This window comes from Thermogladius sp. 4427co (assembly GCF_051933805.1).
Lineage (GTDB): Archaea > Thermoproteota > Thermoprotei_A > Sulfolobales > Desulfurococcaceae > Thermogladius.
Genome location: NZ_CP196893.1, coordinates 656,500 through 680,264, shown reverse-complemented (window position 1 = coordinate 680,264; position 23,765 = coordinate 656,500). Strand labels below are relative to the sequence as shown.

The following is a 23,765-nucleotide window of genomic DNA, read 5'->3' as shown; positions in this document are numbered from 1 at the left end:
AATGCCTAAGCCGAGGCTGTATAGTAGTAAGCTGGTCTACCTAGCACTGATAGTTGTCGGTGCCGGAGCCCTCTTATCTGTTTACTCGCCCAACCCCCTCTACGTGTCAGCAGGTGTAGTCCTCTTAGCTGCTTCCACAGTCTACATGGCTAGATACGTCGGCTACACTATGAACTATAGGGAGGCTCTAGCAGTCGCAATGGTCGAATCGCTATCCGCATCCCTAGGGGCGGTAGCCGGCTATGTTCTCAGCGGTTCCTACTACTCATTGCTTACTGCTACAAGCCTTGTAATAGCCTCGTTTGCAGCAGGGATTGCCGCGCTGAGGTTGTACACGAGATGAGGATCGGGATTATACACTATAGGGGTATGCCTTCCGAGTCCGTACTAGACCTTATGAGGGCAGCGGCCGAGGAGAATATTGAAACAGAGTACATTAGGATCCAGGGGCTTGACTCCTATATTACCGATAACAAGATCAGGGTTTTGTACCATGATAGAGAGCTCGGTATCGACGCTGCGATCGTGAGAGGGGTTGGGATGTTTATGACCCTCGAGGTCTTCGCTAAGAGGGTTGGTGTCCTAGAGGCTCTCGCTAGAATCATGCCTGTTGTAAACAATCCCGCGGCATCTGTTATAGCTCGGGATAAGTGGAGGAGCCTACTCGCTCTTGCTTCAGCAGGCCTCCCAGTGCCCGATACTATGGTTACAGAAAACCCGTTTACAGCTATGAGGTTTACCAAGAGGGTTGGGAAGAGTGTTGTAAAACCTATTATGGGCAGCCTAGGGCTTGGTTCAACGATTGTAGGAGACCCTGATCTAGCGTTCCAGGTGACTAAGGGGCTTACCTCGATGGGTATACCTAGCTACTACCAGGTGTTCCTCGACAAGCCTGGTTTCGACCTGAGGATTTTCGTAGTAGGGGATAGTGTCGTCGCCGCTATGAAGAGAGTGATAGAGGTGGGTTGGAAGACTAATATAGCCCAGGGCGCTGTAGGCGTGAGAGTTAGCGAGAGCGAGTACCCCGAGGCGTTCGAAGCAGCTGTTAAAGCAGTTAAAGTCCTCGGCTTAGACTATGGGGGGGTTGATATAGCCTATGATAAAGGTAGCGGTAGGTTCTTCATACTCGAGGTTAACGCATTCCCCCAGTGGCATGGTTTGAAGCAGGCTACTGGAGTCGATCCTTCAAAGTTTATTATAAGGCTTGTCAGAGATAAGGTTAGAAAGTGAGAGTGATGAGTAGTAAACCATCGGATTTTTGTGAAGAAGAGCTCTCGTCCTGACTCCCAGAGCTGTTGCAGGAGGGTGCTGGCTTGAGTAGTATAATGAAAGCATTCGTATACGGGGTCTACCTCGCTGTGGAAACACCTGTTAAACCAGGCGGCTACCACAGGCTTAGGATAGACCCTGACGCAGGAGGCCTGGTGTGTAATAGTATTGCTGTCTCAGACCACGTGCTAGAAGCATTCAGCCTAGGCGAAAGGGTGAGGAGGGGGGAGTTATCCCTCCCCTCCCTGGAGCTAGGGAAGGCTTTGAACAAGGCTATGAGGGAAGCGTTCAGGTGGTGCGGCAGGGTCTTCCCTTCTATCATAGCCCCCGGCCTCGTATACTCGATCGCCCTAGGGTATACTGGTGTCGAGAGTATTCTGAGAGACCACGGGCAGGTCAAGAGGTTTATAGAAAACCTGCTCCGCACCAGCAGGCCCGGGGATGTTAAACAGTTCACGGATGCTCTCAAGAGTGTCCGCAGGGATGATATGCTAGACCATTTGACATCCACGGATGTAGCAGGAATATCCCTGCTAGGCCCGGGGGTTTCCTTCAGCGAGGTATTCAGAGTCCTCTCTTCGAAATGGCCTGCTTTCACACTACTAGATACGCAGGAATTCCAGGCCCCCGGCCTCGTCAGAAAGATGCTAGAGTATAAGAAGAAGTATGGTAGTGTAGAAGCAGGCATAATAGGAGTCTACCTAGACCTTGTGCAGCCGAAACTACCATCTAAAGCCAGGGAGGAGCTCAGGAATATCGCGGAGCCAAACCCGGCTAATAGGGAAGTACTGAAGAAACTCCTAGAAATAGACCTAGAGCTACGGAAACAAGGGTTTACCTACAACGAGTACGTTGAAGAACTAGCCGTCGTAACCTTCCTAAGCATATACGAAGGCCTGCTATCCGCGTGAAAACATCTACCAATAACCAAGCAGCTTGCGTTAATATAAAATCTTTGAAATTATCCAGGTAATGCTTCCCACTTCCCACGCCTAAAACCCGCACTAAGTAACTTTCAATTCTTCTCGATTGTTTCACGCATGTTATTGTTGAATCGCCTTTCAATTCTTTTCTATTGTTTCACAGGAGGGGGTATGTTCCTCTTATAGTATTCTTTCAATTCTTTTCGATTGTTTCCCAAATCTCAACCCAAGAGATATTGATCTGGCAAAAGGATACCCTTTCGATTCTTTTCGATTGTTTCACACAGTGTAATTGCCCGCCTCTCCCCGCCTGGTTTAATTTCTTTCAATTCTTTTCGATTGTTTCCCGTATCCCGTGATAGGTGGGGGAGCTCTCCCTCTTTCTACCTTTCAATTCTTTTCGATTGTTTCTCCTTCAAACTCCGCTTTATCAACATTCTCTTTATAGTCTCTTTCAATTCTTTTCGATTGTTTCAAGCTCCTGCTCTGTTAAAGCTATTCTATTAACGTTAAATGGCTTTCAATTCTTTTCGATTGTTTCGCTGAGGGCTTCTTCAGCGAGGAGAAGGCAGGGGAAGAAACTTTCAATTCTTTTCGATTGTTTCAAACTCCGCCACTCTCCCAGTTCCCGTGGAGTTGGGGGTTTCTTTCAATTCTTTTCGATTGTTTCAGGATCAAGTGCGGGGATAAGGTGTCTCCTAAGTTCACTTTCAATTCTTTTCGATTGTTTCACTATGTTATTAGATCTCCAGCATCGGGACGGCGGACAACCCTTTCAATTCTTTTCGATTGTTTCACCTGACTAAAGATGAGAGGTCAAAGCTAGCAAGCATCTACATACTTTCAATTCTTTTCGATTGTTTCTGGAGGTGATGGGTATTGAGTAAGCAAATCCTTGAGGATCCTGCTTTCAATTCTTTTCGATTGTTTCTTCAATAACGTACACTACTTTAGAGCAAAGTTCTACACGCGCAGCTTTCAATTCTTTTCGATTGTTTCCTAAGCTCATTGTCTGAATAGCTTTGCGCAATCGATACTACGCCTTTCAATTCTTTTCGATTGTTTCACGAGGGCTTAATGAAGCCCGAGGAGTTCTTAAACTATCTATCTTTCAATTCTTTTCGATTGTTTCAGATGTGATCGGGATGGAATGCGGTAAACGAGTTAAGCTGCTTTCAATTCTTTTCGATTGTTTCCCGACAGTCGCTCTAAGCGCTGCAACAGGTGCTACAATCAAGATTCTTTCAATTCTTTTCGATTGTTTCTTTTGCCTAATGCCTTTTCCCGTGATAGCAAACCTAATCTTCTTTCAATTCTTTTCGATTGTTTCCTACCCAACGTAGTTTTGCCAGTTGCTGAAGCACCATACAAACTTTCAATTCTTTTCGATTGTTTCTCAAGCCTAGCCCTAGCTAGGATAAGCTTTCGTAGATCTTTCAATTCTTTTCGATTGTTTCGACTATGTGGTAAACGAGTTAGCTGTTATTTCTTACTTACTACTTTCAATTCTTTTCGATTGTTTCAAATCCTGTAGCGTGTGCTATTATCGTAGAAATAGAGCCAGTCTCTTTCAATTCTTTTCGATTGTTTCGAGGCAGAGGGTCAGCAAAAGATGTTAAGGTTGGTAAATGGCTTCTTTCAATTCTTTTCGATTGTTTCAGAGCCCTCCATTCTAACGCTCTTATCATAACATCTCTGAACTCCTTTCAATTCTTTTCGATTGTTTCTCTATTCCAGCCGAATACAAGCAAATCGTGATTCAAGCTTTCAATTCTTTTCGATTGTTTCCGATCTTCGTTCTTGATTTAGATATTTGAAGAGGCCGAATATTTAAATTTTACGTTTTGCACTAGCCTTCTATCCCGAGGAAGAGATCATGAGGGGTGATCACCTCCTTCTGTGCTATAGTTTTAGGCAAAATTCCCATGTAGGACATGGGATGATCTAGCACGATCGAATATGAAAGTGTCTAGTTAATTCATTACACTAAGCGATCTCCAATACACCCCTGATCCATTTTTGCCAGTGCGGGCCCTAGGCAAAAATCCCATGTCCTACATGGGAATTTGTATAAAGGGTGCTGCCGTGGTATGTTTACACCTGCTACCCTTAGATAGAGTTTGGATCTAGGTTGTACTGAGCTATAGAAGCCGTTTCTCGCGGGGCTCGCCTGGGGATTGGGTTGGACGATAATTCTATCCCAGCACGCTTATACCGCTGGGGCCTACCCGCTGTCCTCTACCTTGTACCCTGTTCTCCTCCCCAGGAGGTTTCTAAGCCTTCTCTCAACGCTCCACGTAACCCATTTCACCGTTGCCCCCAGGCTGTGGGTTCCATAGTGGGGGCTTGTCTTACCCTTCCTTATCGCATCTAGTACTGACTCGATTGAAGCGTCCCCGGCTTCGATTACCGTGTAGGCTGAGCCAACCTGCTCTGGTACGTGGGCGTCGCTATTCGCTATACCAGGGAGTCCTAGGGCTCTTGCTGCTTCAATCGCCTTCCTGTTAGCGCTTTTAGTTGCAGAAGCATTCCAGACTTCTATCGCATCCCAACCTCTGATAGTATAGACTGCTTCGCCTACCCCGAGCCTTAGGAGGTCGAATGGGTGTGCCGGGGCGACCAGGCAGTTGTTCTCGTGAGCCCTATCGATCAGCTCGGGGAGGCTGAGGGGGAAGTCGAAGGGTTTATCACAGTATACTAGTACATCCCCTCTATCAGTCCTAACTTCTACACCCGGGACTATTATAATATCGTAGCCGCCTCCTCTCACCAGCTCTAGGGCTCTAATACTGCCCTGAAAGGTGTTGTGGTCTGTGATCGAGATAGCGTTCAAACCTCTCGCAATAGCGTAGGCTATTATCTCGGAGGGCGGAGCCCTCCCATCGCTATACACAGAGTGGATGTGGAGGTCTGCTACAATCCTCAAGCCGAGCGCCCCGGTTGAAACATAAATAGTCTAACCATGCTATAATAATAGCCTCGCTGGAGAAGGACTGCTATGGCTATCAAGATAGTAATCGACGGGTCTAAGTGCACTAAGTGCATGCTCTGCGTCGAGCTATGCCCTCTACACGTTTTCTACACTAGTGAGAAAGAGGTTGTAGAAGCAGATGAGGGAAAGTGTATCGGCTGCCTAGCCTGCCTACCACTCTGCCCCGCTGGGGCTATCAGGATCTCTGTAGACGGGCTTGTTCTTCCAAGGGGTAGTAGGGCTTGAGTTCTCCACCGCAGTAGGGGCACTTGTAGTGCAGCCTCCTAGCGTCGGCGCCGCAGAAGTAAGCCTCCCTCCCTTTGGACACACAGGACGGGCAGTAGAATACGTCTTTAGTATCGTACGCGTTAAACAAGTCTATCTTCCTACTGCATATAGCACAGTAGACGGTAGTCCAGCCTTTGTGACCGGTTTTCTCAACACCTCTAAGCAAGCCTACAGTCATATACACACCCCTGTTAACGCTTTAGATTAAAATCCCAGACTAGGGCTTTTATAACTTACTGGAGACCTGTTTGCCGCTGCTACTCGCAACAGGGGATATACACGCCCCAGTATACTCGGATAGGTTTCTGAAATCCCTTGAGAAGATTGAGAGGAAGCCGGATGCTATACTACTAGCCGGGGATATCGTCGAGCACAATAATATCCCTGCTTTCAAAACAGTGTACAACAAGCTGCTAGAGAAGTACAGCGGGACCCCTATTATAGCAGTATTCGGCAACGAAGAGTACATAGGGTATGAGAGAGAGTATGAGAAGACATACCCTCTAGTAAAATGGTTGAAAGACGAATACTACGAGCTAGACCTAGCCGGTGCAAGGATATGCATCATCGGCTCACGCGGCAGCCTGAGGAAGCCAACCCGCTGGCAGGAAAAGCACCTGCCGGGGCTCAGAGAGTACTATAGCAGGCTACCGGGCAGGATACTAGAGCTAGCGAGGCAGTTAAAGGACAGGGGGTGCGGGAACCTCATACTCCTAACCCACTACGGCGTAACATTCAGGAACCTGATGGGAGAGCCCTCTAGTATATGGGACTATCTAGCAGACCCGGAGCTAGAGAAAATCCTTGTTCAAGAGGGTTTCAGGCTCGCTATCCACGCTCACGCGCATAGGGGTCTCTACGAGAAAATACTCGTAGACTCTATCCCGGTATTCAACGTATCCTTCCCGGCTAGGGGCAGGCCTGTGCTAATAGAGTTGTAGAATCCTACTCGACGATATAGACCGGCCCGCCTATGTTGACAGCGCCGGTTGGCGGCGTAGTATAGAGTTCTACATCCTCCAGCTTGTGGAGATCCCTGAGCTCTTCGAGGACACTGCCTACTTCAGCAGGGAGGTAGACTTTGCTCTTGACGGGGTCGGATAGCTTCATACCCTTCTTCTTCTTGAAACCCCATATCGCCGAGTCTACTTCAACGGTTTTCAGAGCCAGCTGATAGTCCCTAGCAAGGTACTCCTCGCTGGCAGCAGGGAATTCTTCGAGGTGGACGCTACGCCCGTAGAGCCTCCTGTATAGTGCGTCTGTGACGAAAGGCATTATAGGGGCTAGCATCCTCAGGATGTTCCTAAGGACGTAGTGGAGTGTGAACCAGGCCCCCGCCTGCTCCCTCCTATCATACTTGCCGTTAGCGTTGTAGGCTCTCGACTTGACTAGTTCGATATAGTGTGATGCGAAATAATTCCATGTAAACTGATATATCTCGTGTATAGGCTCGTAAACGTCTAGGTTGCTATATGCTTCGTCAACCTTCTTGATAACATGGTGGAGGTATGCTATAGTAGCCTCGTCGATACCCCTCAGAACGTACTCGCCCGGCTCGGGGAAGCTGGATATAAACCTAGCGATATTCCAGAGCTTGGTGACGAAGAGTAGGCCTGTTTTAATCATATTCTCCGAGAACCTGTAGTCGTAGCCTAGCCTAGAGCTAGCCGCAGCCCAGTACCTGAAGGCGTCAGCACCATATTTGTTGATGAAAGGCTCCGGGTCTATGACATTCCCCTTCGACTTATGCATTTCCTCTCCTTTCTCGTCGAGGCCCATCCCCGTTATCCTAACCCATTTGAACGCCGGCTCCCCTTTCAACTGGTATACTCTGAGTATTGTGTAGTAGAGCCATGTCCTTACGATATCAACACCCTGGGGTCTGAGCGTGTACTTAACCCTCTTATATAGATCCGGGTTGTGCATATAGCCTGAGGCGTAGAGTACTGAGATACTGCTATCGAACCATGTGTCGAATACCTTGCTCTCGCCGACCAGCATCTCTCTAGGCGCTCCGCAGACAGGGCATTTGTCCCACGGGGGTTCGTCTCTCCAAGGCCTATAGTACCTCCCCGGCTCCGGCACCAGGACGCTGCCGCACTTCCTACATCTCCATACAGGGACTTCTGTAGCGTAATACCTATCCCTGCTAATAGGCCAGTCCGACGATACACTTTTGATCCATGAGACGAGCCTAGCCTTGTGGAATTCTGGTTTAAACTCGATCTTGTCGACTACCTCAAGGAGCTTGTCTTTGAATTCTAATTGTTTGAGGAACCACTCTCTAGTCGTAATAATCTGGATAGGGGTCTTACACCTCCAGCATACTGGTATAGAGTGTTTTATCTTCTCTTTCTTCACGAGGAAACCGTTTCTCTCAAGCTCTTCCCCAATCCTCCTACGGGCTTCTTCAACCCTGAGCCCTGCTAGGGGGCCTGTTTTCTCGTTCATAGTACCGTCTTTGTTAATAATTATCTCGGGGTCTAGACCCAGGTCTCTGAACATCTTTACGTCAGCGTGGTCGCCGTAGCTGCAGACCATCATAAGGCCTGTGCCGAACGACGGGTCTACCTCGGGGTGGTCTAGTATGATTAGCTCATGGCCGTATACAGGGGTTATGGCATGGAGGCCTTTGAGCCTAGCGTACCTAGGGTCTCCTGTTTTAAAGACTAGTGCTTTACAAGACCTCAGCATCTCAGGCCTTGTCGTCGCTACGACAACCTCCTCTCCTGTCTCTATCACTCTGAACTTGATATAGTACAGGTAGGATTCCTCCTCGACATACTCGAGCTCGGAGTCTGCTAGCGTAGTCCGGCACCTAGGACACCAGTTGACAGGCCTCTCGGCTTCGTATATAAGGTTCTTCTTGTACAATTCGATGAAAGTTGCTTGCGTCATAGCCCTATATTTCTCGCTGTCAGTACCCTCCCTCCAGTAGTCGAAGCTACAGCCAAGCCTACGCCATACCTTCACGATCTCTGCTTCAGCCTTGTCTAGGAACTGTTTACACAATTCTAGGAACTTCTCCCTCCCCTCCCTCGTCTTAGCCATTTCATGCGGGTTTAAACCATACTTCTTCTCAACCTGGACTTCTACAGGCAGCCCGTTTCTATCAGCGTAGAAGGGTACTATCACAGTATAGCCTTTCATCCTAAAGTATCTCGCAATCATATCGATCTGAGCGTAGTGCGCCGCCCCTCCTACATGCCACTTCCCGCTAGCATAAGGCGGGGGAGTGTCTATTACGATAACCTCTCTTGAATCTAGCACAGGCTTGTACAACCCCTCCTTCTCCCAGAGCTCTACCAGCTCTTCCTCTTTCTCAATACTCCATCTCTTCTCAGTAATCCTAGGCTGGAATGTAGCCAACGAGACACCTAGCTAGATTGATTAAAGATGGCTAGAGATTTATAAAATTCAAGTAGTTCCTCAAACTAGTCTGTCCCATCGTCTAACAACCCCCAGTAGAGAACCCCCGTAGGCTGGCCACACTGCTTTGGAGGATAGTGTGAAGCAGTGTCAGGGTTAGACAGGTATCTACACAATATTCTAGAGGGCTACTGTCCGCGTGCCAGAGGGGTTGTTGAGTGCCTGGAGAGAGCGCTGACTCGAGGCATTACCAGGTGGGGTCAAAGCCTGGCTCTACAAGCCGTATTACTGGGTCTGAGGGGATTGGCTCCCAACTATTTTCCACGAGGCTTCGAAGATCTTCTTGAGCAAGTCGTTGTCAACCGGTTTTTTAACCACCCATCGGACGTTGAGGGTTTCCAGGCCAGCCGGCGTCCTAGCCCCTACTACCTCGATGCTTAGGACGTTCTCGGGTAGTAGCCCTTTGTAAGAGCCTGGGTCTAGGCTAGAGTATAGGAGGCAGAAGTCTTCTCTCACACACATACTTTTAGAAATACTGAAGTCGAAACCCTTCTTGTAGACGTCTACGCTTATGAAAACCCTGTCTTCCTCCTCGACTAATAGAACCCTGTAGTAGTTGCTGAAGTATACTTCTCTCACGCCCTCCGGCATAGGCTAAGACACCTGCTTATACGCTAGGTTTAATTCCTCAGCTATCTTATATGCTCTAAGGATCTCCTCCCTCTTCGGCCTCCTAGCGATATCCCTGTATTTATCAGGGTATTTCAACACAAGGTGCTCGGGCCTGTACTGATCCATTACATTAACTAGAGCCCTCGGCGTATTCCTAGCTATCCATTCGAGGACGGGCCTGGTGCAGCAATCGATATGTCCTGGTAGGACGAGGTGCCTTATTATCATATCCCCCGAGTCATGCGCCATCTTAATATTCCTCGTTGCAATACTCCAGTAGTTCCTGACCTTGCTCAGCCTCCAAGCGCATTCGTCGTTCCCGTATTTTAGATCGGGTAGCCAGATATCTATGACGTCTAGAAGTAGCTTCATCGACTCTAGGCTCATATACATATTGCTATTCCACAACTGGGGTACGTTCACACTAAGGTATTTGAAACTCTCTAATATGAACGGGATATGGGGCGTGGGCTCTCCCCCTACATGGTTTATATTCCTAGCACCCCTCAGCCTCAGCTTCTCCTGTATCTCGGCTAGCTCCCTGCTAGATACTACTACGCCTCCTCTAGCGTTCACCTGGCTTATATCGTAGTTCTGGCAGAATACGCACTTGAAGTTGCAGCCCCCGTAGAAAATAGTACCGCTGGGTACTAGCGGAGCCTCCTCGCCTAGGTGTAGGAATGCCGAGTGGACGATGCATTTATCGGACATTAAGCAGACGCCTGGCTGACCCCTCAGCCTTCTTGCACCACACCTCCTCTCGCATAGGCGGCAGGGGTCGAATAGCTTCCAGGCTATCGCTATTTTCACATCGAGGTAGGAGTATTCGGGCTGGCTGCTAGAAGAATAGTCTTTGATCTCCTCACTACCCTCTCTAACATCCTTGTACAGCTTCTGGAAGTGGGCCGAGGCTTTATCATGTAGCTTCCATAGCTCTTCAATATCCTCTATCGCATAAGGGTTTTCGACTACTTCAGTCTTCCTCGCTATAATGAATTTAGCTGGTTTAGCATTCACCATTACCTCGTAGTACCATGAAAGCCTCTCTCTAACCTCTCTATCCTCCCATACCGTCAGGGCATCAGGCCTGAGTATGAAAGCCTCGAACATTATCTTGAACCGTTGCTAGCCCTCTCTACTACTGTATTTGTTTAACACTGCTTTAACCCTAGACTTATCCTCCTCGGGTAGCTCCTCGATAAAATACACTAGGGCAGCCCTCGCTCTCTCCGTCAACTCTCCGGCTTTCGCCCTGGAGTACGTGAAGTGCATCATGTTCTTAAGGTTGAATATCTTCTCGTAGAAGTGTTCTACAACCTCCTCTAGGCTAGAACCCTTCCTCCAGTTATAGCTGAAAACCCTTAGGAAGCCTACTATCCCTAGGGCATCTAGTTTATCTGCGTCGCTTAAAACCATTGCTTCAACAGCTACGGGCTCAACCTTTTTTGTCTTAGCATAGCTGTAGCTATGGTATTCAATCGCGTTAACAACCTTGTCGATAACATCCCTCCCCACGCCCTGAGACTCGAGGAAGCTCTTAGCGAAGAGGGCAGAGTAGTATGCGTGGGGCTCGCCGATCACCCTGCCTATATCGTGGAGGTATACCGCCAGGTCTAGGACCAGACTGTCGACTACCAGCCTCTCCTCTCTAACAATCTCCCAAGCCCACTTCCTAACCCTTAAGACATGGGGGTATCCGTGGTCGAAGCCATCCCCTAGGGCTTCCCTGGCAAGCCTCCTAGCTTTCTCCAGGACTTCCTCCATAGAAACCCCATCCTATAGCTCTAGTCCTCTACAAGTGTTTTAAACAAGGGTCTAGGAATAACACTTTGATAGCTCGCTGTAGAGTCTTGCGAAAACACTTTCCATTCCATCGCTAACGCATTGGCCGAATCTCTCCAGGAGGCTTTGGAACCCTTCTCCGAGAACCCCTGCGATACTCCATGTCAACGCGTCTAGCCTAACACACTCCACACCAGACTCTTCGCATAGCATCCTCATAGCCTCTAAACCAAGCTCCCTATGCCTAGTCATAAGTAATTGAGCACACTCCCTAGCGCTAGCACGGCATCCTCCGACTATACAGCTAGATACTAATAGTAGCGCGTTCCTCCTATCCAAAGGTATCTCTACGTCGCCCCCCGTGCTGGCACCGCATGCTAGGCATACATACCTCATCATCTTGCCTGCAAAAGCTACAGTCTTAGAAGAGGGCGTTGTTGACAATACTGTTGCCACGGCTTTAGCAAGCCTCCCTAGGTCTAGGCAGTATTCGAAGGGTTTCTCCAGGATCCTCCCCGCTAGATCCGACTTGTAGAATCTGAGAAGCCTCTTCTCTTTATCAGCGAGCCTCGCAGTATTAAGCCTAGTCGACTCCAGGAACCTGGCGTGCTCCCTGTAAGGGTCTGCGAACCCTCTGCTAGTAAACCAGTCGGAGAAGGCAGCCCAGTATACCTCCCCTCTTACATTCAGCTGGTAGCTTATGATAGCGTTTGCGACGACTAGTAGAGCAGCCATACCACAGCCGTGTCTAGCAACTAGTCTCTCAATTGCTTTAAACTGGGGGTCTGCTCTCTCAAAACACTCTATCCTACCTGATACACTTTTAACCAGCGACGCTATCTCCCTAACCCTATCCCTGTTGATCCCTAATACCCTTACTCTGCTAGAAGACATCGCGCCTGTTGCACCGCTAGCTCTTTTAATAATCTTCTCCAAGAATTAAATTCCTATGGCGGTGTCTTTGCGGCATGTAACTATAGATGTCTTAGGCGTAGACTATTCTATTATCGGGAAAATTAAAAAGACCATCGAGAACATACTAGGAAACCCGGCCTGTGCTAACGGAGGCTTCTCGGTCTACTCGGACGGCAGGTCCTACGCTCTTGTTTTCGAGAGGAATAAAACAGTTTACGTAGACCTCTTCGGAGACGACGGCTTCGTCAAGACCGTGCTAGAAGGGCTTAAAGGGGTATTGCCGAAGGAGAGAGTATATGTGAGAGGGTTCGAGAGGCTTGAGACCCTAGGCTAGCTCGATACTCCCCTTCCTAACCCTCAAGTACCTCCTGGCTACTAGCTTAGATAGTATCTCCCTAGCCCTTTCCTTGGTGACGCCTAGTTCTCTACTAATAATGAAGACTACATCCCCTACCTTCAGCTCCCCGTAGTTTATCATAGCCTCTTTAACGAGCTCTAGGGCTTTCTCCTCGACTACCGTGAGGCCGGAGCCCTCTCGTAAAACCCCTTTATCCAGTGTTATCACAACCCTCTCACCCTCCCCCGGAGTCTCAAACGAGTAGACCCCCCAGTCTACTCTCCTCAAGTAGTGTCTCGTATAGGAGGGCGGGCTCTTAACTCTCTTCGTAGAGAATATTATTACATTCTCGGAACCGGTTTGGAAACACGGTTTATCGATACATATCACTGTAGGCAGGTTCCCCGCTGCCTCGACAACCCCCGTGTCTTCTAGCAGGTAGACGTCTGACTCCCCGCTTGCCAGGGACCCTGCGATCTTGTCGTGTAGGCTCTTATCCGCTATGATGTAGACGGGTTTCAACACCCTGCTAGAGCTCACGAGGCTGGATACTATTCTGAGAGCGATATTTAAATCGGTTGTGTAAATATAGTGCCTCCCCCTGGCAAGCTTCTCTATAATACCCCTCCCCTAATACTATTTATTCCCCCGGCTCTAATAAAAGGGGATCGGCGGCCCGTATGTTAGAGACTTATCTGAAATGGCCTGACCAGGTTTCAGCAGCCCTAGAGGAGTGGGGGAGGGTTAGCGTAGGAGGGGTCTTCGAGAATATTGTCATAGCCGGGATGGGGGGTAGCGGGATAGTAGGCGATATTGTTAAAATGCTAGCGTTAGAAAAATCGAGTATACCTGTCGAAGTAGTCAAATCCCATATAATACCAGGCTACATCTCCCCTAGGACGCTCTTCATAAGCGTTAGCTATAGCGGTAACACCCATGAGACTCTTGAAGCTACTTTGAAAGCGTTGAGGAAGGGGGCAAGGATTGTAGCTGTGACTAGCGGGGGTAGGCTAGCAGAGCTTGCTAGGGAGAAGGGGATTCCGCTGGTCGGTGTCCCAAAAGGCCTCCTGCCTAGGGCGAGCCTTCCATCGATGCTGGTAGGGGTTCTAGGGGTCCTGGATTCTAGCGGTGTACCAGTTGCCTCAAGGGCGGAGGTCGAAGAGACTGCTTCATCCCTTAGGAGCAGGATAGGGGATTTAGATAAAGCCGCTGAGTCTCTAGCAGGCTTCCTCCTAGGAGGCGATTTGATAATTGTCGCAACCCACACCCCGTTCGAAGCTCTTGCTCACAGGGCTAAATCCGAGTTCAACGAGAACGCTAAGGTTATTGTGAAAACCGATGTAGCACCAGAGTGGATGCACAACGATATAGTAGGGTACGAGAAGCCCCAGTTCCACGGGTACAAGGTTGTAGCATTCTACGACGTAGACAACCCCGTGGGTAGGGAGCTCGTAGAATTCATGGTCGGAGAGTACGAGAGGGGTGGGAGGCCTGTGAGAATACTAGAGGTCAGAGGCGTTAACGCTCTGGATAAAGTGCTTAGCACGAGCCTCCTCTTCGGCCTAGCTAGTGTTAGACTCGCCTACGCTAGGGGGCTAGACCCTTCTGCTACAGAGAGTATTGCGAGGTATAAGAGTGTAGCGGGGAGGATTTTCGAGACAGCCTAGCCCTAGACGGTTCTTCACAGGGGGAGCCCGGCTAGCGAGAGGGCTAGCAATCCTGCTAGCATAGCTGTTATCATCCTAACCCTTGTTTTCTCAAGCCTCTCCTTATCCCACGGGTTCCTGTATACTGCTAGAGCCTCCCGTAGGTAGTAGGCTGCTAGGATTGTCTGGGTTAGCGAGAATACTCTGCTAGCGTTGGTAAACCACACCCCTATGCTCAGCGCTAGGGATGCTAGCCCTGCTCCAGCGAGGGCTGCCTTAGCCCCTCCCACCCCGTATACTACGGGTATAGTCTTGTACCCGAGGGCTCTATCGCCTTCTAGGTCCTGTAGTGCTTTAACAACCTCCCTCCCTGTTGTCGCCGAGAATATTATTAAAGAGTAGAGTACTGTGAAAGAAAGCCAGCCCCCGGGTGTTCCTGCTAGAATATACCCGTATACCAGGGGGCCTGTGGTAGAAGCTGATACCATGAAATGGCTCTGCCAATGCTTCCTCGAGAAACTATAGAGTACTCCTAGGAGCGTGTAGGCTGCTACCGTAGCGAGAGGCAGGGGGCCTGCTGGGAGGTTTAGAAGAACCGAGGACGCTCCGAGGCCGAGTCCTAGGGCTAGGGCTGTTCCCGGGTCTGCCCTGCCCGAGGGTATCGGCTTCCAAGGCTTGTTCAACCTGTCCACCGGGGCGTCTACGTAATCGTTTACGAGCATCGAGGAAGATGTCGAGAGGTAGCCTGTGAGGAAAGCTGTCAGGGCCGGCCAGGGGTCTAGCCTGTAGCCGCTGAATAAGAGTAGTGATATTAGAGCCCCCAGCCCGCTCATAAAGCTATTCAACGGCCTAGTCATAGCCAGGTAGTCTAGCAGGGTCAAGTACGACACCACTAGTTTAAATCCCGGGCTAAGGGTTAAGTATACTCTGATGATGAGACGACGGTTTTCAGAACTGTGAAGAACGTTACCCTATCTGAGTAGACTCCTCCTTAGAATATTATTAGCAAATTAAACCACCAGGGGGATGAGCGCTGCAGGAGGCGTTTAAGGCACGATGCACCCGAGCCCGCGTGGACCGCGATTAGTATAACACCCCTCGCTCCTGGGTGAGAAGCTACGGCGTCGGGCTCTTGGGAGCGGCGGGCTGAACCCCTCGGGTAACCCCTCGGGGCTCACACCCCCGCCCCATCAACCCCGTCTTCTACGGGAGCCCTACCCGCTACGGGAAACCCGTAGCGGACGGCCGCCTCGTCTCAGGGAGGGGTTCCCGCTTAGATGCTTTCAGCGGTTACCCCCTACGGCGTGGCTGCCCGGCGTTGCCCGCCAGGACAACCGGTACACTAGAGGCCGCGGCGCCCCGTTCCTCTCGTACTGAGGGCACCTTCCCTTCAGGCGGCCCGCGCCCCCCGCGGGTAGAGTCCGACCTGTCTCACGACGGTCTAAACCCAGCTCACGTTCCCCTTTAATGGGCGGGCAGCCCCACCCTTGGGGGCTGCTGCACCCCCAGGATGGGAAGAGCCGACATCGATGTAGCAAACCGCGGGGTCGATGGGAGCTCTCGCCCGCGACGACCCTGTTATCCCTGGGGTAACTTTTCTGTCATGCCCGGCCCCCACCGAGGGGGACACGAGCGTTCGCTAGGCCGCGGTTTCCCGGCCGGACCCCTTGTGTTCAAGGGTCCGGTCAGGCCGGCTTTTGCCCTTGCACTCTACGGCGGGGCTCTGACCCGCCTGAGCCGACCTTTGGGCGCCCGTGTTATCTTTTCGCGGGCGTGCCGCCCCAGCCGAACCGCCCACCTGGCGTTGTCCCCCGGGTCTCCCCGGGGTAAGGCCCCCAGGCCGTGGTGGGTGGTGTTTCATCGGCGCCTCCGCTACGCCCGGAGGCGTAGCTTCACAGGCTCCCACCTACGCTACGCACCACAGCCCAGGGGTCAGCGCCAGGCTGCGGTAAAGCTCCACAGGGACTTATCGCCCTGCGGGGGGTTGCCGGCCTGTGCACCGGCTCCGTGTCTTCACGGGGCCCCGGGCCAGGACAGTGGGGACCTCGTTGATCCATTCATGCGCGCCGGAACTTACCCGGCAAGGCATTTGGCTACCTTAAGAGAGTCAGAGTTACTCCCGGCCTTCAGCGGCGCTTCGCCGGGTTGGACCCCGGTTTCACGGACCGCCAGTGGCCAGGATTCAGCCCCCGTACAAACCCTTTCGGGCTAGCGGGGACCTATGTTTTTATTAAACAGTCAGGCCCCCCTAGGCACTGCGACCTGCGGTCCCAGAGGTTGGGCCTCCAGGACCGCAGGCACCCCTTCTCCCGAAGTTACGGGGCCAATTTGCCGAGTTCCCTGGCCCGGGTTATCCCCCACACGCCTGGGGCTTCTCACCCAGGAGCACCTGTGTCGGTTCTCGGTACGGTCGCGGGGGATCGTTCCCCGCCCCCTTTTCAAGGGCCCCCGGAGTCGGCGGAAGGCTCCTAACGGAGCCCCGTTCCCGGCTTCGGCCCCTTCTCACCATTACGGTACTCCGGGGCCTTCACCGGTTAGCTGGGTCGCGGCTATTCAGCCGCCCCCAGTCCGCCTATCCGGAGGCGTCGGAGGCGGGGCTTGCGTTGCCGCACCTACCCCCGCGGCACGGGAATATTAACCCGTTTCCCTTTCCCCGGGTCCGAGTTACGGCCCGGGTTAGGACCGGCTAACCCTCGGCCGACGACCGTTGCCGAGGAACCCTGGTCCTTTCCGGCGGAGGGGATTTCCACCCCTCTTCGCTGTTACTGCCGCCGGGATCTGCACTCGGATCGGGTCCACCGGACCTCACGGCCCGGCTTCTGCCCCGACCCGACGCCCGCCTACCGGTGCCAGCCCCATAGAGGCTGGCCCCCGGGGTCTCGGCGGCCGGCTTAAGCCCCGACCAATCTTCGGGGCCCCACGGCTCGGCGGGTGAGCTGTTACGCACTCCATCTCCGGCGGGGTCTCCATAGTAAGAGAGACCCCTGCCTTTAGAGGATGGCTGCTGTTAGGCCCACCTCCCCGCTGTCTGAGCCGTGGGACGCCCTTTGGCTTGGCACTTAGCCGGCACTTTGGGGCCTTAACCCCGGTCTGGGTTGTTCCCCTCTCGGCCCCCACCCTTACGGCGGGGAGCCCCACTCCCGCCTTCTACGGCGGCTACGGGTTCGGAGTTGGACTGGGGGCCGGAGCCTTTCGGCTCCTGCGCCCCCAATCCGTAGCTCTACCCCGTAGCCTGCCTCAGGCGGGGCTGGGCTGAGACCCACTTCGGCGGGAACCAGCTATCACCGGGCTTGATTGGTCTTTTGCCCCTAGACGGGGGTCATGGGAACGAATTGCACGTCAGAACCCTTTCGGGCCTCCACCGGGGTTTCCCCCGGCTTCACCCTGCCCCCGCCTAGATCGCCCGGTTTCTGGTTCCACGGCAGTGACTCCGGGCCCTTGTCGGACCCCGCCCCTCGCCACGGATACCCGTGGCTGCGGGCTTGTCGGTTTCCCTACGCCTTCGGGGATAACCCCCTTAAGCTCGCCACTGCCGTGGACTCCCCGGCCCGTGTTTCAAGACGGACGGCGCCACCCTGATCAGCCCTCCTCGTACTCCCGGGTCGCCCCGGTTTCCTTCGGAGGGCTTCATTTCTTTAGGGCAGCGCCGTATGTAGCCGCCTGGTTTCAGGCTCTTTTCACCCCCCTTTCGGGGTGCTTTTCAGCTTTCCCTCACGGTACTAAGTTCGCTATCGGTCTCGGGACGTATTTAGCCTTGGAGGTCGGTGACCCCCGACTTCCCACGGCAAAACCAAGCCGTGGTACTCTGCTCCACGGCGCAGGCCCCCACGGTTTAGCCTACGGGGCTGTCACCCTCTACGGCGGGCCATTCCAGGCCACTTCGGCTACCGTGGGTCGGCCTGCTCGGGGTCGAACCCCTAGCCGTGGAGCCTGTAACCCCACATCCCCACACGGTCGTCCCGTGCGGGTTTGGTCTGGGCTACCCCCCTTTCGGTCGCCCCTACTCAGGGGATCTCGTTTTGATTTCTCTTCCTCCCCCTACTAAGATGTTTCCGTTCGGGGGGTTCCCGCCCGGTACTCCCGGTCGCCCGGTTTCCCGGGCGCCACGGGCTTTAGAGCCCGTGGCAGGAGGTCCCATTCGGCGATCCCGGGTTCTACGGCTGCCTGCGCCTACCCCGGGCTTATCGCAGCTTGCCACGGCCTTCCTCGGCGCCCGAGCCGAGCCATCCACCAGGCGGCTTCTTCGCCGTAGCCCTGGAGCGAGGGATGGTCCACGCGGTGCTCGACTAGTGCGTGCCTTAAACGCCTCCTGCAGCGCTCATCTCCCCCCTCCGTTATCGAGGGAGGAATAGCGCCCTTCACACAGGGCTTCTACAGCCCTGTGTTGCATCAGGCAGGGGCTGGACAGGCGTGTTCTCTCACGTAGCATGCCTCCCCTGCGGCGGGGTAGCAGGAGGTGATCCAGCCGCAGGTTCCCCTACGGCTACCTTGTTACGACTTCTCCCCCCTCAGGAGGAGGGAGTTCGACCCAACCCCTGGAAGAGGCCGGGCCTCACTCCCTCCTCCCTTGGGTGGAGCGACGGGCGGTGTGTGCAAGGAGCAGGGACGTATTCACCGCGCGATGATGACGCGCGGTTACTAGGGATTCCGCGTTCACGAGGGCGAGTTGCAGCCCTCGATCCCAACTACGGCGGGGTTTGAGGGATTACCTCCCCCTTTCGGGTTCGGATCCCTCTGTCCCCGCCATTGTAGCCCGCGTGTAGCCCGGGGGTTTCGGGGCATGCTGACCTGCCGTGGCCCCCTCCTTCCTCCGCCTTAAACGGCGGCAGTCCCCCTAGTGTGCCCCGGGGCCGGAGCCCCGGATGGCAACTAGGGGCGGGGGTCTCGCTCGTTGCCGGACTTAACCGGACACTTCACAGCACGAGCTGGCGACGGCCATGCACCTCCTCTCAGCGCGTCGGGCAAGGTCGTTAGCCTGGCCGTCATCCTGCTGTCGCCCCCGGTGAGGTTCCCGGCGTTGACTCCAATTAAACCGCAGGCTCCACCCCTTGTGGTGCTCCCCCGCCAATTCCTTTAAGTTTCAGCCTTGCGGCCGTACTCCCCAGGCGGCGGGCTTAACGGCTTCCCTGCGGCACTGGGTGGGCTCTAAGCCCACCCAACACCTAGCCCGCATCGTTTACAGCCGGGACTACCCGGGTATCTAATCCGGTTCGCTCCCCCGGCTTTCGCCCCTCACCGTCGGGCGCGTTCCAGCCGGGCGCCTTCGCCACTGGTGGTCCTCCCGGGATTATAGGATTTCGCCCCTACCCCGGGAGTACCCCCGGCCTCTCCCGCCCCCTAGCCCGGAAGTATCTCCCCCAGCCCTCGGGTTGAGCCCGAGGATTTAAGGGGAGACTTTCCGGGCCGGCTACGGGCGCTTTAGGCCCAATAATCGTCCCGACCACTCGCGGGGCTGGTATTACCGCGGCGGCTGACACCAGACTTGCCCCCCGCTTATTCCCCCGCCTCCTTACAGCGGGGAAAAGCCCCCTTATCGGGGGCACTCGGGGTAGCCCCGTCACGGTTTCCCGCATTGCGGAGTTTTCGCGCCTGGTGCGCCCCGTAGGGCCTGGGCCCTTGTCTCAGTGCCCAACTGGGGGCTCCCGCTCTCACGGCCCCTACCCGTTATAGGCTTGGCGGGCCGTTACCCCGCCAACTACCTGATGGGCCGCAGCCCCATCCTCGGGCGGTGTAGCGGCGTTAACCCCCGCTACACCCTTTCGGGGAGGGACCCTTCCAGGCCTCCTCCCCTATGGGGGATTAGCACCAGTTTCCCGGTGTTATCCCCCTCCCGAGGGTAGGTTAGCCACGTGTTACTCAGCCGTCCGCCACGCCCCGCGGCGGCGGGGCGTACGACTCCCATGGCTTAGCCCTACCCCGATAGCGGTCGGGTCCGGCAGGATCAACCGGAGTTAGCCGCAAGGCGGGGAGGCATGCTATCTCGTGGGAACACGCCTGCCCAGCCCCGTCGGACTCAAGGCTCCCGGGGTTAAAGCCCCGGGTTTCTTGAGTCCCCATCTGTAAGTGTTAACCAGCATTACTTATCTTTTATATGAGGGATTTATATACCTTTCCCCTTTTGATCAGTGCTTTAAATACTTTAAACTGTCCCCGCGGCAGGAGGCCGATTCCTCACTCGCTGGGGGAAACCCAGCGTAGGAACCGCGCCGCCGCCGGGTACCGCGGGGCATTTTATAATTATTGTCTCAGGAGTTATTTAACCTATACACCGGCCTAGTAAAAGACCCAACCACTACCTAGCCTTACCCCGACTACTGCTCTCCCTGATACCATTACTGGAAAACATCTTCCTCCGGCCGTCAAAGTATTTGGAGATTGATATGTATAATATTAGATCTATTATATGCTCGTCCATACAATCACCAGATCATATATATTTCATAAACCCCTTTTATACAAGTATCATTTTTTAACTAAAAGAGGGTGATCCACAGGGTTAAAGCCTTGTATACAAGCCTGTTAGGGGATAAGGGTTTGGGTCTGATAGCTACCTATTAATCACCTGATAGATAAGATGTAGGAGGCTAGGGCTTGCTGGTAGGAGAAAAAGAAAGTTATTGTCTACGCGATTAGTCCTCATAGATTTATCTCCAGAGATTTCAGGTACCTGGGGGTTCCGCGTGTGTTGTTACAGCTATTATCCTGTACTTGTAACTGTTTAATAGCTTCTAGACTTACACATCGTTGAGGTCACTGATCATCCAGTAGCTCAGGATAACATAACATCCGCTTCGTAGTATTTCCTGTCTACTAGTCCAAGTACAGGCCCTATCATCCTCCCGACGCCTGTGGTCTTGATTCTCTGTATACCGCTCAGCCTCCTCAATACTATGGGATCGTATACCTTAGTATCCCACGGGATTACTATTACTTCACAAATCGGTCCAGCAATCTTGATATACTTCCGAGATAAACCACTGTAGCATTCCCTCGTCGATGACACAGCTCGTATCGACAGCTACCACTACCTTCGATTTAACCCTCCCACCTTTACCGGGGTAGAGCCCGGGGCTTCCTCGACGGCATAGACTATGTCCTTTTAGTCTTCATGAAATCCCTTGCTTTGATCAGAGAGTGGAGTTGCCTATACCAGTCTGGCTTCGGTTCCCTCGGCTCTTTAAGGACTATGCCTGTTCTCCACCACCTGCTTCCCCAGCTCCTCCTTCTCCAGCTACGGTATTGTTTTCGCCTTCTCCGTTCTCTGACCCGGGGATAATAATATTGATTTCTTTCACAATCTCTTTCACTTTCTCCATGTCCGGCTTCATTCTAAGCATTTTCTCAACAAGCTCGTCAACACTATTTTTCTTACACCCCTCGGGAGAGATACCGGAGCCCTCCAATGTTTTACACGTGACAGGGCTCCGGGGAGTGGTAGACCCATTTTTCAACCATCAAGTTCACTTTAGCATCGGCTGCTACCTGTATGGGTAATCCGGCTTGTCTGCCGTAGTGCTTCAGCAACACTACTTTCCTAAACGGGTGAAAGAAGGGCTTGTGGAGTACTCCGTGTTCTATTACACCCATCATTTCCATCAAACTCAAATCCTTGAAAAACCCAGGGGTTTATGTAGAGAGCGGCACCATCGGTAGCCGCCGTAGGAAACCTATCTGTAAACACTATATTCATGGACTTAGCAGTCCAACCGATCAAAGGATCCCTCTTTATTAACTCACGGAGAGCATCTTTGAGAAATCTAATAACCATACCAGCATCCGGACGGGGTAATCTGCCTCCCCCGGCCAGGGTCTGGTAGACACTGGGGCAAACCCTCTAAATATTTCTTAAAAAACTACAGTTTTAAATACTTTTCAACTGTTTAAAACATTACAAAAATGTTTTAACCAATCTCACATTTGTGAAAATAGCTTTAATACTGTAAACAAATATAGAATAGTATGATGTAGGAGGATGAACCCAGCTGAAGTGAAGGTGATAGTTATCGAGGAAGCGAGTAGAGGCTTCGAGAGGGTGAAATGTATTCAATATTTACTAAGTTAGAAAGGATTTAGAACCCGCAACAGGCTTCTAAGGTCGCGGATTACAGCCGAAGGCTTGCAAGAACCTTCGTCGTACGGGTACCCGTTCCTATCTACTAGTATAAAAGGGACTCCTGCTGCTGAAGCAGCTTGACAGTCTACTTCTCTATCCCCGACATAGACAGTTTGGTAGGGAGATAGCCCGAGTTCCTTCAGGGCTCGTTCTATCACATCAGGATAGGGTTTTCCTCTAACCCCTTCTCTAACACCCGAGATAGCGTCGAAATAGCCTAGTAGCCCGAAGTAGCTGAGGTATTCGATAATCCTCTCTTCCTTGCTAGATGAAGCAAGGGCTAGCTTGAACCCCTTCTCCCTAAGGGCTGGCAAGGCGTGGAGAGCGTCTTCGAAAACCCTGATCATCCTCTTCCAATTCTCTGAAGCGATCCTAGCCCTAACCTTCATGAACAATTCGAACTCGCTATCGCTAACGCCTCTAAAAACTATCTCTCTGAAATCGTCGATCGGCCTCCCAATATTCCTCCTAACTAGATCCAGGTCTACCGGTATCCCGGTTATCTTAGATGCTTCTCTGAAAGTCCATACTATAAAACCCTCGCTATCGAGGATGGTACCATCCATATCGAAGAGTACCGCCTTCATTACAGAGACCCTTTCTCGATCATTTCCACGAGCTTGGCGATAGCCAACCCTGCTGGAGCGTCTAGCACTATGTGGGCAGCAGACTTTAATTCGTCGTCCGCATCCCCTGTCGCAACACCCAGCCCAACCGATTCTAGGAGGTCTATATCCATAGAGCTATCCCCTACACCAGCAGCCTCCTCAATACTTAAACCCAGCTTCTCTAATACGAATCTCACAGCCCTACCCTTACTAACATCGCTAGGCGTCAGGTGTATAGCGTACTTGCTGTATCCGGTTCTAACCCAATCGTACCTGCTCTCAACATATTCTTTAACCTGCTTGTACACGTACTCCCCGTCGAACCCACGCGCTACCCTCAGGGCGAAATCATACAGCCTAAACCTGTTCTGCCAGGAGTCGTTGACAAACCCTTTAAACCTCTCTAGGACGTCTAAGTACGCTTCTCTAGCAGACCTAGACGAGAGCTCGATAAGACCCCAGTCCTCACTGTACACTAGTGCCCCAGTCTCGCCTATAGCCGGGCCCTTTAAGTCAAGATACCTGTGGAGGCCTATTACAACAGGGATAGCATTACTCGATACTATGCTTACGAGAACACCCTTCTCCTGCACCCTCCTTATCGCTTCAACCGCCTGCAGGCTGATCCTATAAGTCCTCCTAGACTCGGTCAGGGTCCCATCTAGGTCTGTAAATATTATTTTTATCCTCGCCATGCAAACACCCGTTCATTTATATATCTATATACTTTTCATTAGTTAGTAGAGAGGGTTTAAACAAGCAGTGACCGACGGGTACGAGTGTTAAACGCCGCCGCCGGGATTTGAACCCGGGTCACGGGCTCGACAGGCCCGCATACTAGACCGGGCTATACTACGGCGGCTTCCCTAGAA

Annotated in this window: 21 protein-coding genes, 1 tRNA gene, 2 rRNA genes, 1 pseudogene and 1 CRISPR repeat array; of the genes and pseudogenes, 7 read left to right on the top strand and 18 right to left on the bottom strand. The window is 52.4% G+C overall.

What is annotated here, in order from left to right:
* Window position 1: 1 nt before the first annotated feature.
* The 3 genes from ACSU1N_RS03815 (at window position 2) to ACSU1N_RS03805 (ending at window position 2,180) form a co-directional block, all read left to right on the top strand.
* Window positions 2-343: a hypothetical protein gene (locus tag ACSU1N_RS03815; RefSeq protein WP_440058931.1), complete on the top strand. Its 342-nt coding sequence runs from the start codon at window positions 2-4 to the stop codon at window positions 341-343.
* Between the two features lie 26 nt (window positions 344-369).
* Entirely contained in the window at window positions 370-1,230 is an 861-nt protein-coding gene (locus ACSU1N_RS03810; RefSeq protein WP_440058930.1) for an ATP-grasp domain-containing protein, read from the top strand.
* Window positions 1,231-1,313: 83 nt separating this feature from the next.
* On the top strand, window positions 1,314-2,180 hold the full coding sequence (locus ACSU1N_RS03805; RefSeq protein ID WP_440058929.1) for a hypothetical protein: 867 nt from the start codon (window positions 1,314-1,316) through the stop codon (window positions 2,178-2,180).
* 101 nt (window positions 2,181-2,281) lie between these two features.
* Window positions 2,282-3,980: a CRISPR direct-repeat array (repeat unit 24 nt; unit sequence CTTTCAATTCTTTTCGATTGTTTC).
* A 436-nt stretch (window positions 3,981-4,416) separates the two neighbouring features.
* On the opposite strand, the gene ACSU1N_RS03800 is transcribed toward ACSU1N_RS03805, so the two are convergent.
* Window positions 4,417-5,118: a PHP domain-containing protein gene (locus ACSU1N_RS03800; RefSeq protein ID WP_440058928.1), complete on the bottom strand. Its 702-nt coding sequence runs from the start codon at window positions 5,116-5,118 to the stop codon at window positions 4,417-4,419.
* 72 nt (window positions 5,119-5,190) lie between these two features.
* Here ACSU1N_RS03800 and ACSU1N_RS03795 point away from each other — a divergent pair, with 72 nt between their 5' ends.
* The gene (locus tag ACSU1N_RS03795; RefSeq protein WP_440058927.1) at window positions 5,191-5,409 is read left to right on the top strand and encodes an indolepyruvate ferredoxin oxidoreductase subunit alpha; all 219 of its coding nucleotides are present in this window, start codon (window positions 5,191-5,193) and stop codon (window positions 5,407-5,409) included.
* On the opposite strand, the gene ACSU1N_RS03790 is transcribed toward ACSU1N_RS03795, so the two are convergent.
* Window positions 5,360-5,629: a hypothetical protein gene (locus tag ACSU1N_RS03790; protein ID WP_440058926.1), complete on the bottom strand. Its 270-nt coding sequence runs from the start codon at window positions 5,627-5,629 to the stop codon at window positions 5,360-5,362. The genes ACSU1N_RS03795 and ACSU1N_RS03790 overlap by 50 nt on opposite strands.
* A 70-nt stretch (window positions 5,630-5,699) precedes the next feature.
* On the opposite strand from ACSU1N_RS03790, the gene ACSU1N_RS03785 reads away from it, so the two are divergent.
* Window positions 5,700-6,392, top strand: coding sequence for a metallophosphoesterase family protein (locus ACSU1N_RS03785; protein ID WP_440058925.1), 693 nt, complete (start codon window positions 5,700-5,702; stop codon window positions 6,390-6,392).
* Between the two features lie 4 nt (window positions 6,393-6,396).
* Here ACSU1N_RS03785 and ACSU1N_RS03780 read toward each other — a convergent pair whose 3' ends face one another.
* The 5 genes from ACSU1N_RS03780 to ACSU1N_RS03760 all read right to left on the bottom strand — a co-directional run bounded on the left by ACSU1N_RS03780 (window position 6,397) and on the right by ACSU1N_RS03760 (window position 12,210).
* Window positions 6,397-8,820 (bottom strand): valine--tRNA ligase, encoded by a 2,424-nt coding sequence (locus ACSU1N_RS03780; protein ID WP_440058924.1) that lies wholly within the window; start codon window positions 8,818-8,820, stop codon window positions 6,397-6,399.
* A 285-nt stretch (window positions 8,821-9,105) separates the two neighbouring features.
* Complete coding sequence (locus ACSU1N_RS03775) at window positions 9,106-9,471, bottom strand: hypothetical protein (RefSeq protein ID WP_440058923.1); 366 nt, start codon at window positions 9,469-9,471, stop codon at window positions 9,106-9,108.
* Window positions 9,472-9,474: 3 nt separating this feature from the next.
* Window positions 9,475-10,602, bottom strand: coding sequence for a radical SAM protein (locus tag ACSU1N_RS03770; protein WP_440058922.1), 1,128 nt, complete (start codon window positions 10,600-10,602; stop codon window positions 9,475-9,477).
* A gap of 15 nt (window positions 10,603-10,617) precedes the next feature.
* Window positions 10,618-11,256: an HD domain-containing protein gene (locus ACSU1N_RS03765; protein ID WP_440058921.1), complete on the bottom strand. Its 639-nt coding sequence runs from the start codon at window positions 11,254-11,256 to the stop codon at window positions 10,618-10,620.
* A gap of 51 nt (window positions 11,257-11,307) precedes the next feature.
* Window positions 11,308-12,210 carry an N-glycosylase/DNA lyase gene (locus ACSU1N_RS03760; RefSeq protein WP_440058920.1) on the bottom strand — a complete coding sequence of 301 codons (903 nt, stop codon included), beginning with the start codon at window positions 12,208-12,210 and terminating at the stop codon, window positions 11,308-11,310.
* 25 nt (window positions 12,211-12,235) lie between these two features.
* On the opposite strand from ACSU1N_RS03760, the gene ACSU1N_RS03755 reads away from it, so the two are divergent.
* Window positions 12,236-12,523: a hypothetical protein gene (locus ACSU1N_RS03755; protein ID WP_440058919.1), complete on the top strand. Its 288-nt coding sequence runs from the start codon at window positions 12,236-12,238 to the stop codon at window positions 12,521-12,523.
* On the opposite strand, the gene ACSU1N_RS03750 is transcribed toward ACSU1N_RS03755, so the two are convergent.
* Window positions 12,515-13,066 carry a hypothetical protein gene (locus tag ACSU1N_RS03750; RefSeq protein ID WP_440058918.1) on the bottom strand — a complete coding sequence of 184 codons (552 nt, stop codon included), beginning with the start codon at window positions 13,064-13,066 and terminating at the stop codon, window positions 12,515-12,517. The genes ACSU1N_RS03755 and ACSU1N_RS03750 overlap by 9 nt on opposite strands.
* Before the next feature lie 140 nt (window positions 13,067-13,206).
* On the opposite strand from ACSU1N_RS03750, the gene ACSU1N_RS03745 reads away from it, so the two are divergent.
* Window positions 13,207-14,193, top strand: a complete 987-nt coding sequence (locus ACSU1N_RS03745; protein WP_440058917.1) for a bifunctional phosphoglucose/phosphomannose isomerase — start codon at window positions 13,207-13,209, stop codon at window positions 14,191-14,193.
* A gap of 14 nt (window positions 14,194-14,207) precedes the next feature.
* Here ACSU1N_RS03745 and ACSU1N_RS03740 read toward each other — a convergent pair whose 3' ends face one another.
* From ACSU1N_RS03740 to ACSU1N_RS03695, 10 genes and pseudogenes are all read right to left on the bottom strand, one after another.
* A complete protein-coding gene (locus tag ACSU1N_RS03740; RefSeq protein WP_440058916.1) occupies window positions 14,208-15,053 on the bottom strand; it encodes a geranylgeranylglycerol-phosphate geranylgeranyltransferase in 846 nt (281 codons plus the stop codon).
* 231 nt (window positions 15,054-15,284) lie between these two features.
* Window positions 15,285-18,428 (bottom strand): 23S ribosomal RNA (locus tag ACSU1N_RS03735).
* Between the two features lie 195 nt (window positions 18,429-18,623).
* Window positions 18,624-20,124 (bottom strand): 16S ribosomal RNA (locus tag ACSU1N_RS03730).
* The 16S and 23S rRNA genes sit together here, the layout of an rRNA operon.
* A gap of 340 nt (window positions 20,125-20,464) precedes the next feature.
* Window positions 20,465-20,587 (bottom strand): hypothetical protein, encoded by a 123-nt coding sequence (locus ACSU1N_RS03725; RefSeq protein WP_440060256.1) that lies wholly within the window; start codon window positions 20,585-20,587, stop codon window positions 20,465-20,467.
* Between the two features lie 354 nt (window positions 20,588-20,941).
* Entirely contained in the window at window positions 20,942-21,175 is a 234-nt protein-coding gene (locus tag ACSU1N_RS03720; protein ID WP_440060255.1) for a hypothetical protein, read from the bottom strand.
* Between the two features lie 181 nt (window positions 21,176-21,356).
* Window positions 21,357-21,575, bottom strand: coding sequence for a hypothetical protein (locus ACSU1N_RS03715; RefSeq protein WP_440060254.1), 219 nt, complete (start codon window positions 21,573-21,575; stop codon window positions 21,357-21,359).
* Window positions 21,576-21,579: 4 nt separating this feature from the next.
* A pseudogene (locus tag ACSU1N_RS03710) lies at window positions 21,580-21,783 on the bottom strand (hypothetical protein); the annotation flags it as partial.
* A 447-nt stretch (window positions 21,784-22,230) separates the two neighbouring features.
* A complete protein-coding gene (locus tag ACSU1N_RS03705) occupies window positions 22,231-22,872 on the bottom strand; it encodes an HAD family hydrolase (protein WP_440060253.1) in 642 nt (213 codons plus the stop codon).
* Window positions 22,872-23,588 carry a phosphoglycolate phosphatase gene (locus ACSU1N_RS03700; protein ID WP_440060252.1) on the bottom strand — a complete coding sequence of 239 codons (717 nt, stop codon included), beginning with the start codon at window positions 23,586-23,588 and terminating at the stop codon, window positions 22,872-22,874. Before ACSU1N_RS03700 ends, ACSU1N_RS03705 begins: the two co-directional genes overlap by 1 nt.
* 92 nt (window positions 23,589-23,680) lie before the next feature.
* Window positions 23,681-23,755: transfer RNA gene (locus ACSU1N_RS03695), tRNA-Asp, on the bottom strand.
* Window positions 23,756-23,765: the final 10 nt, after the last annotated feature.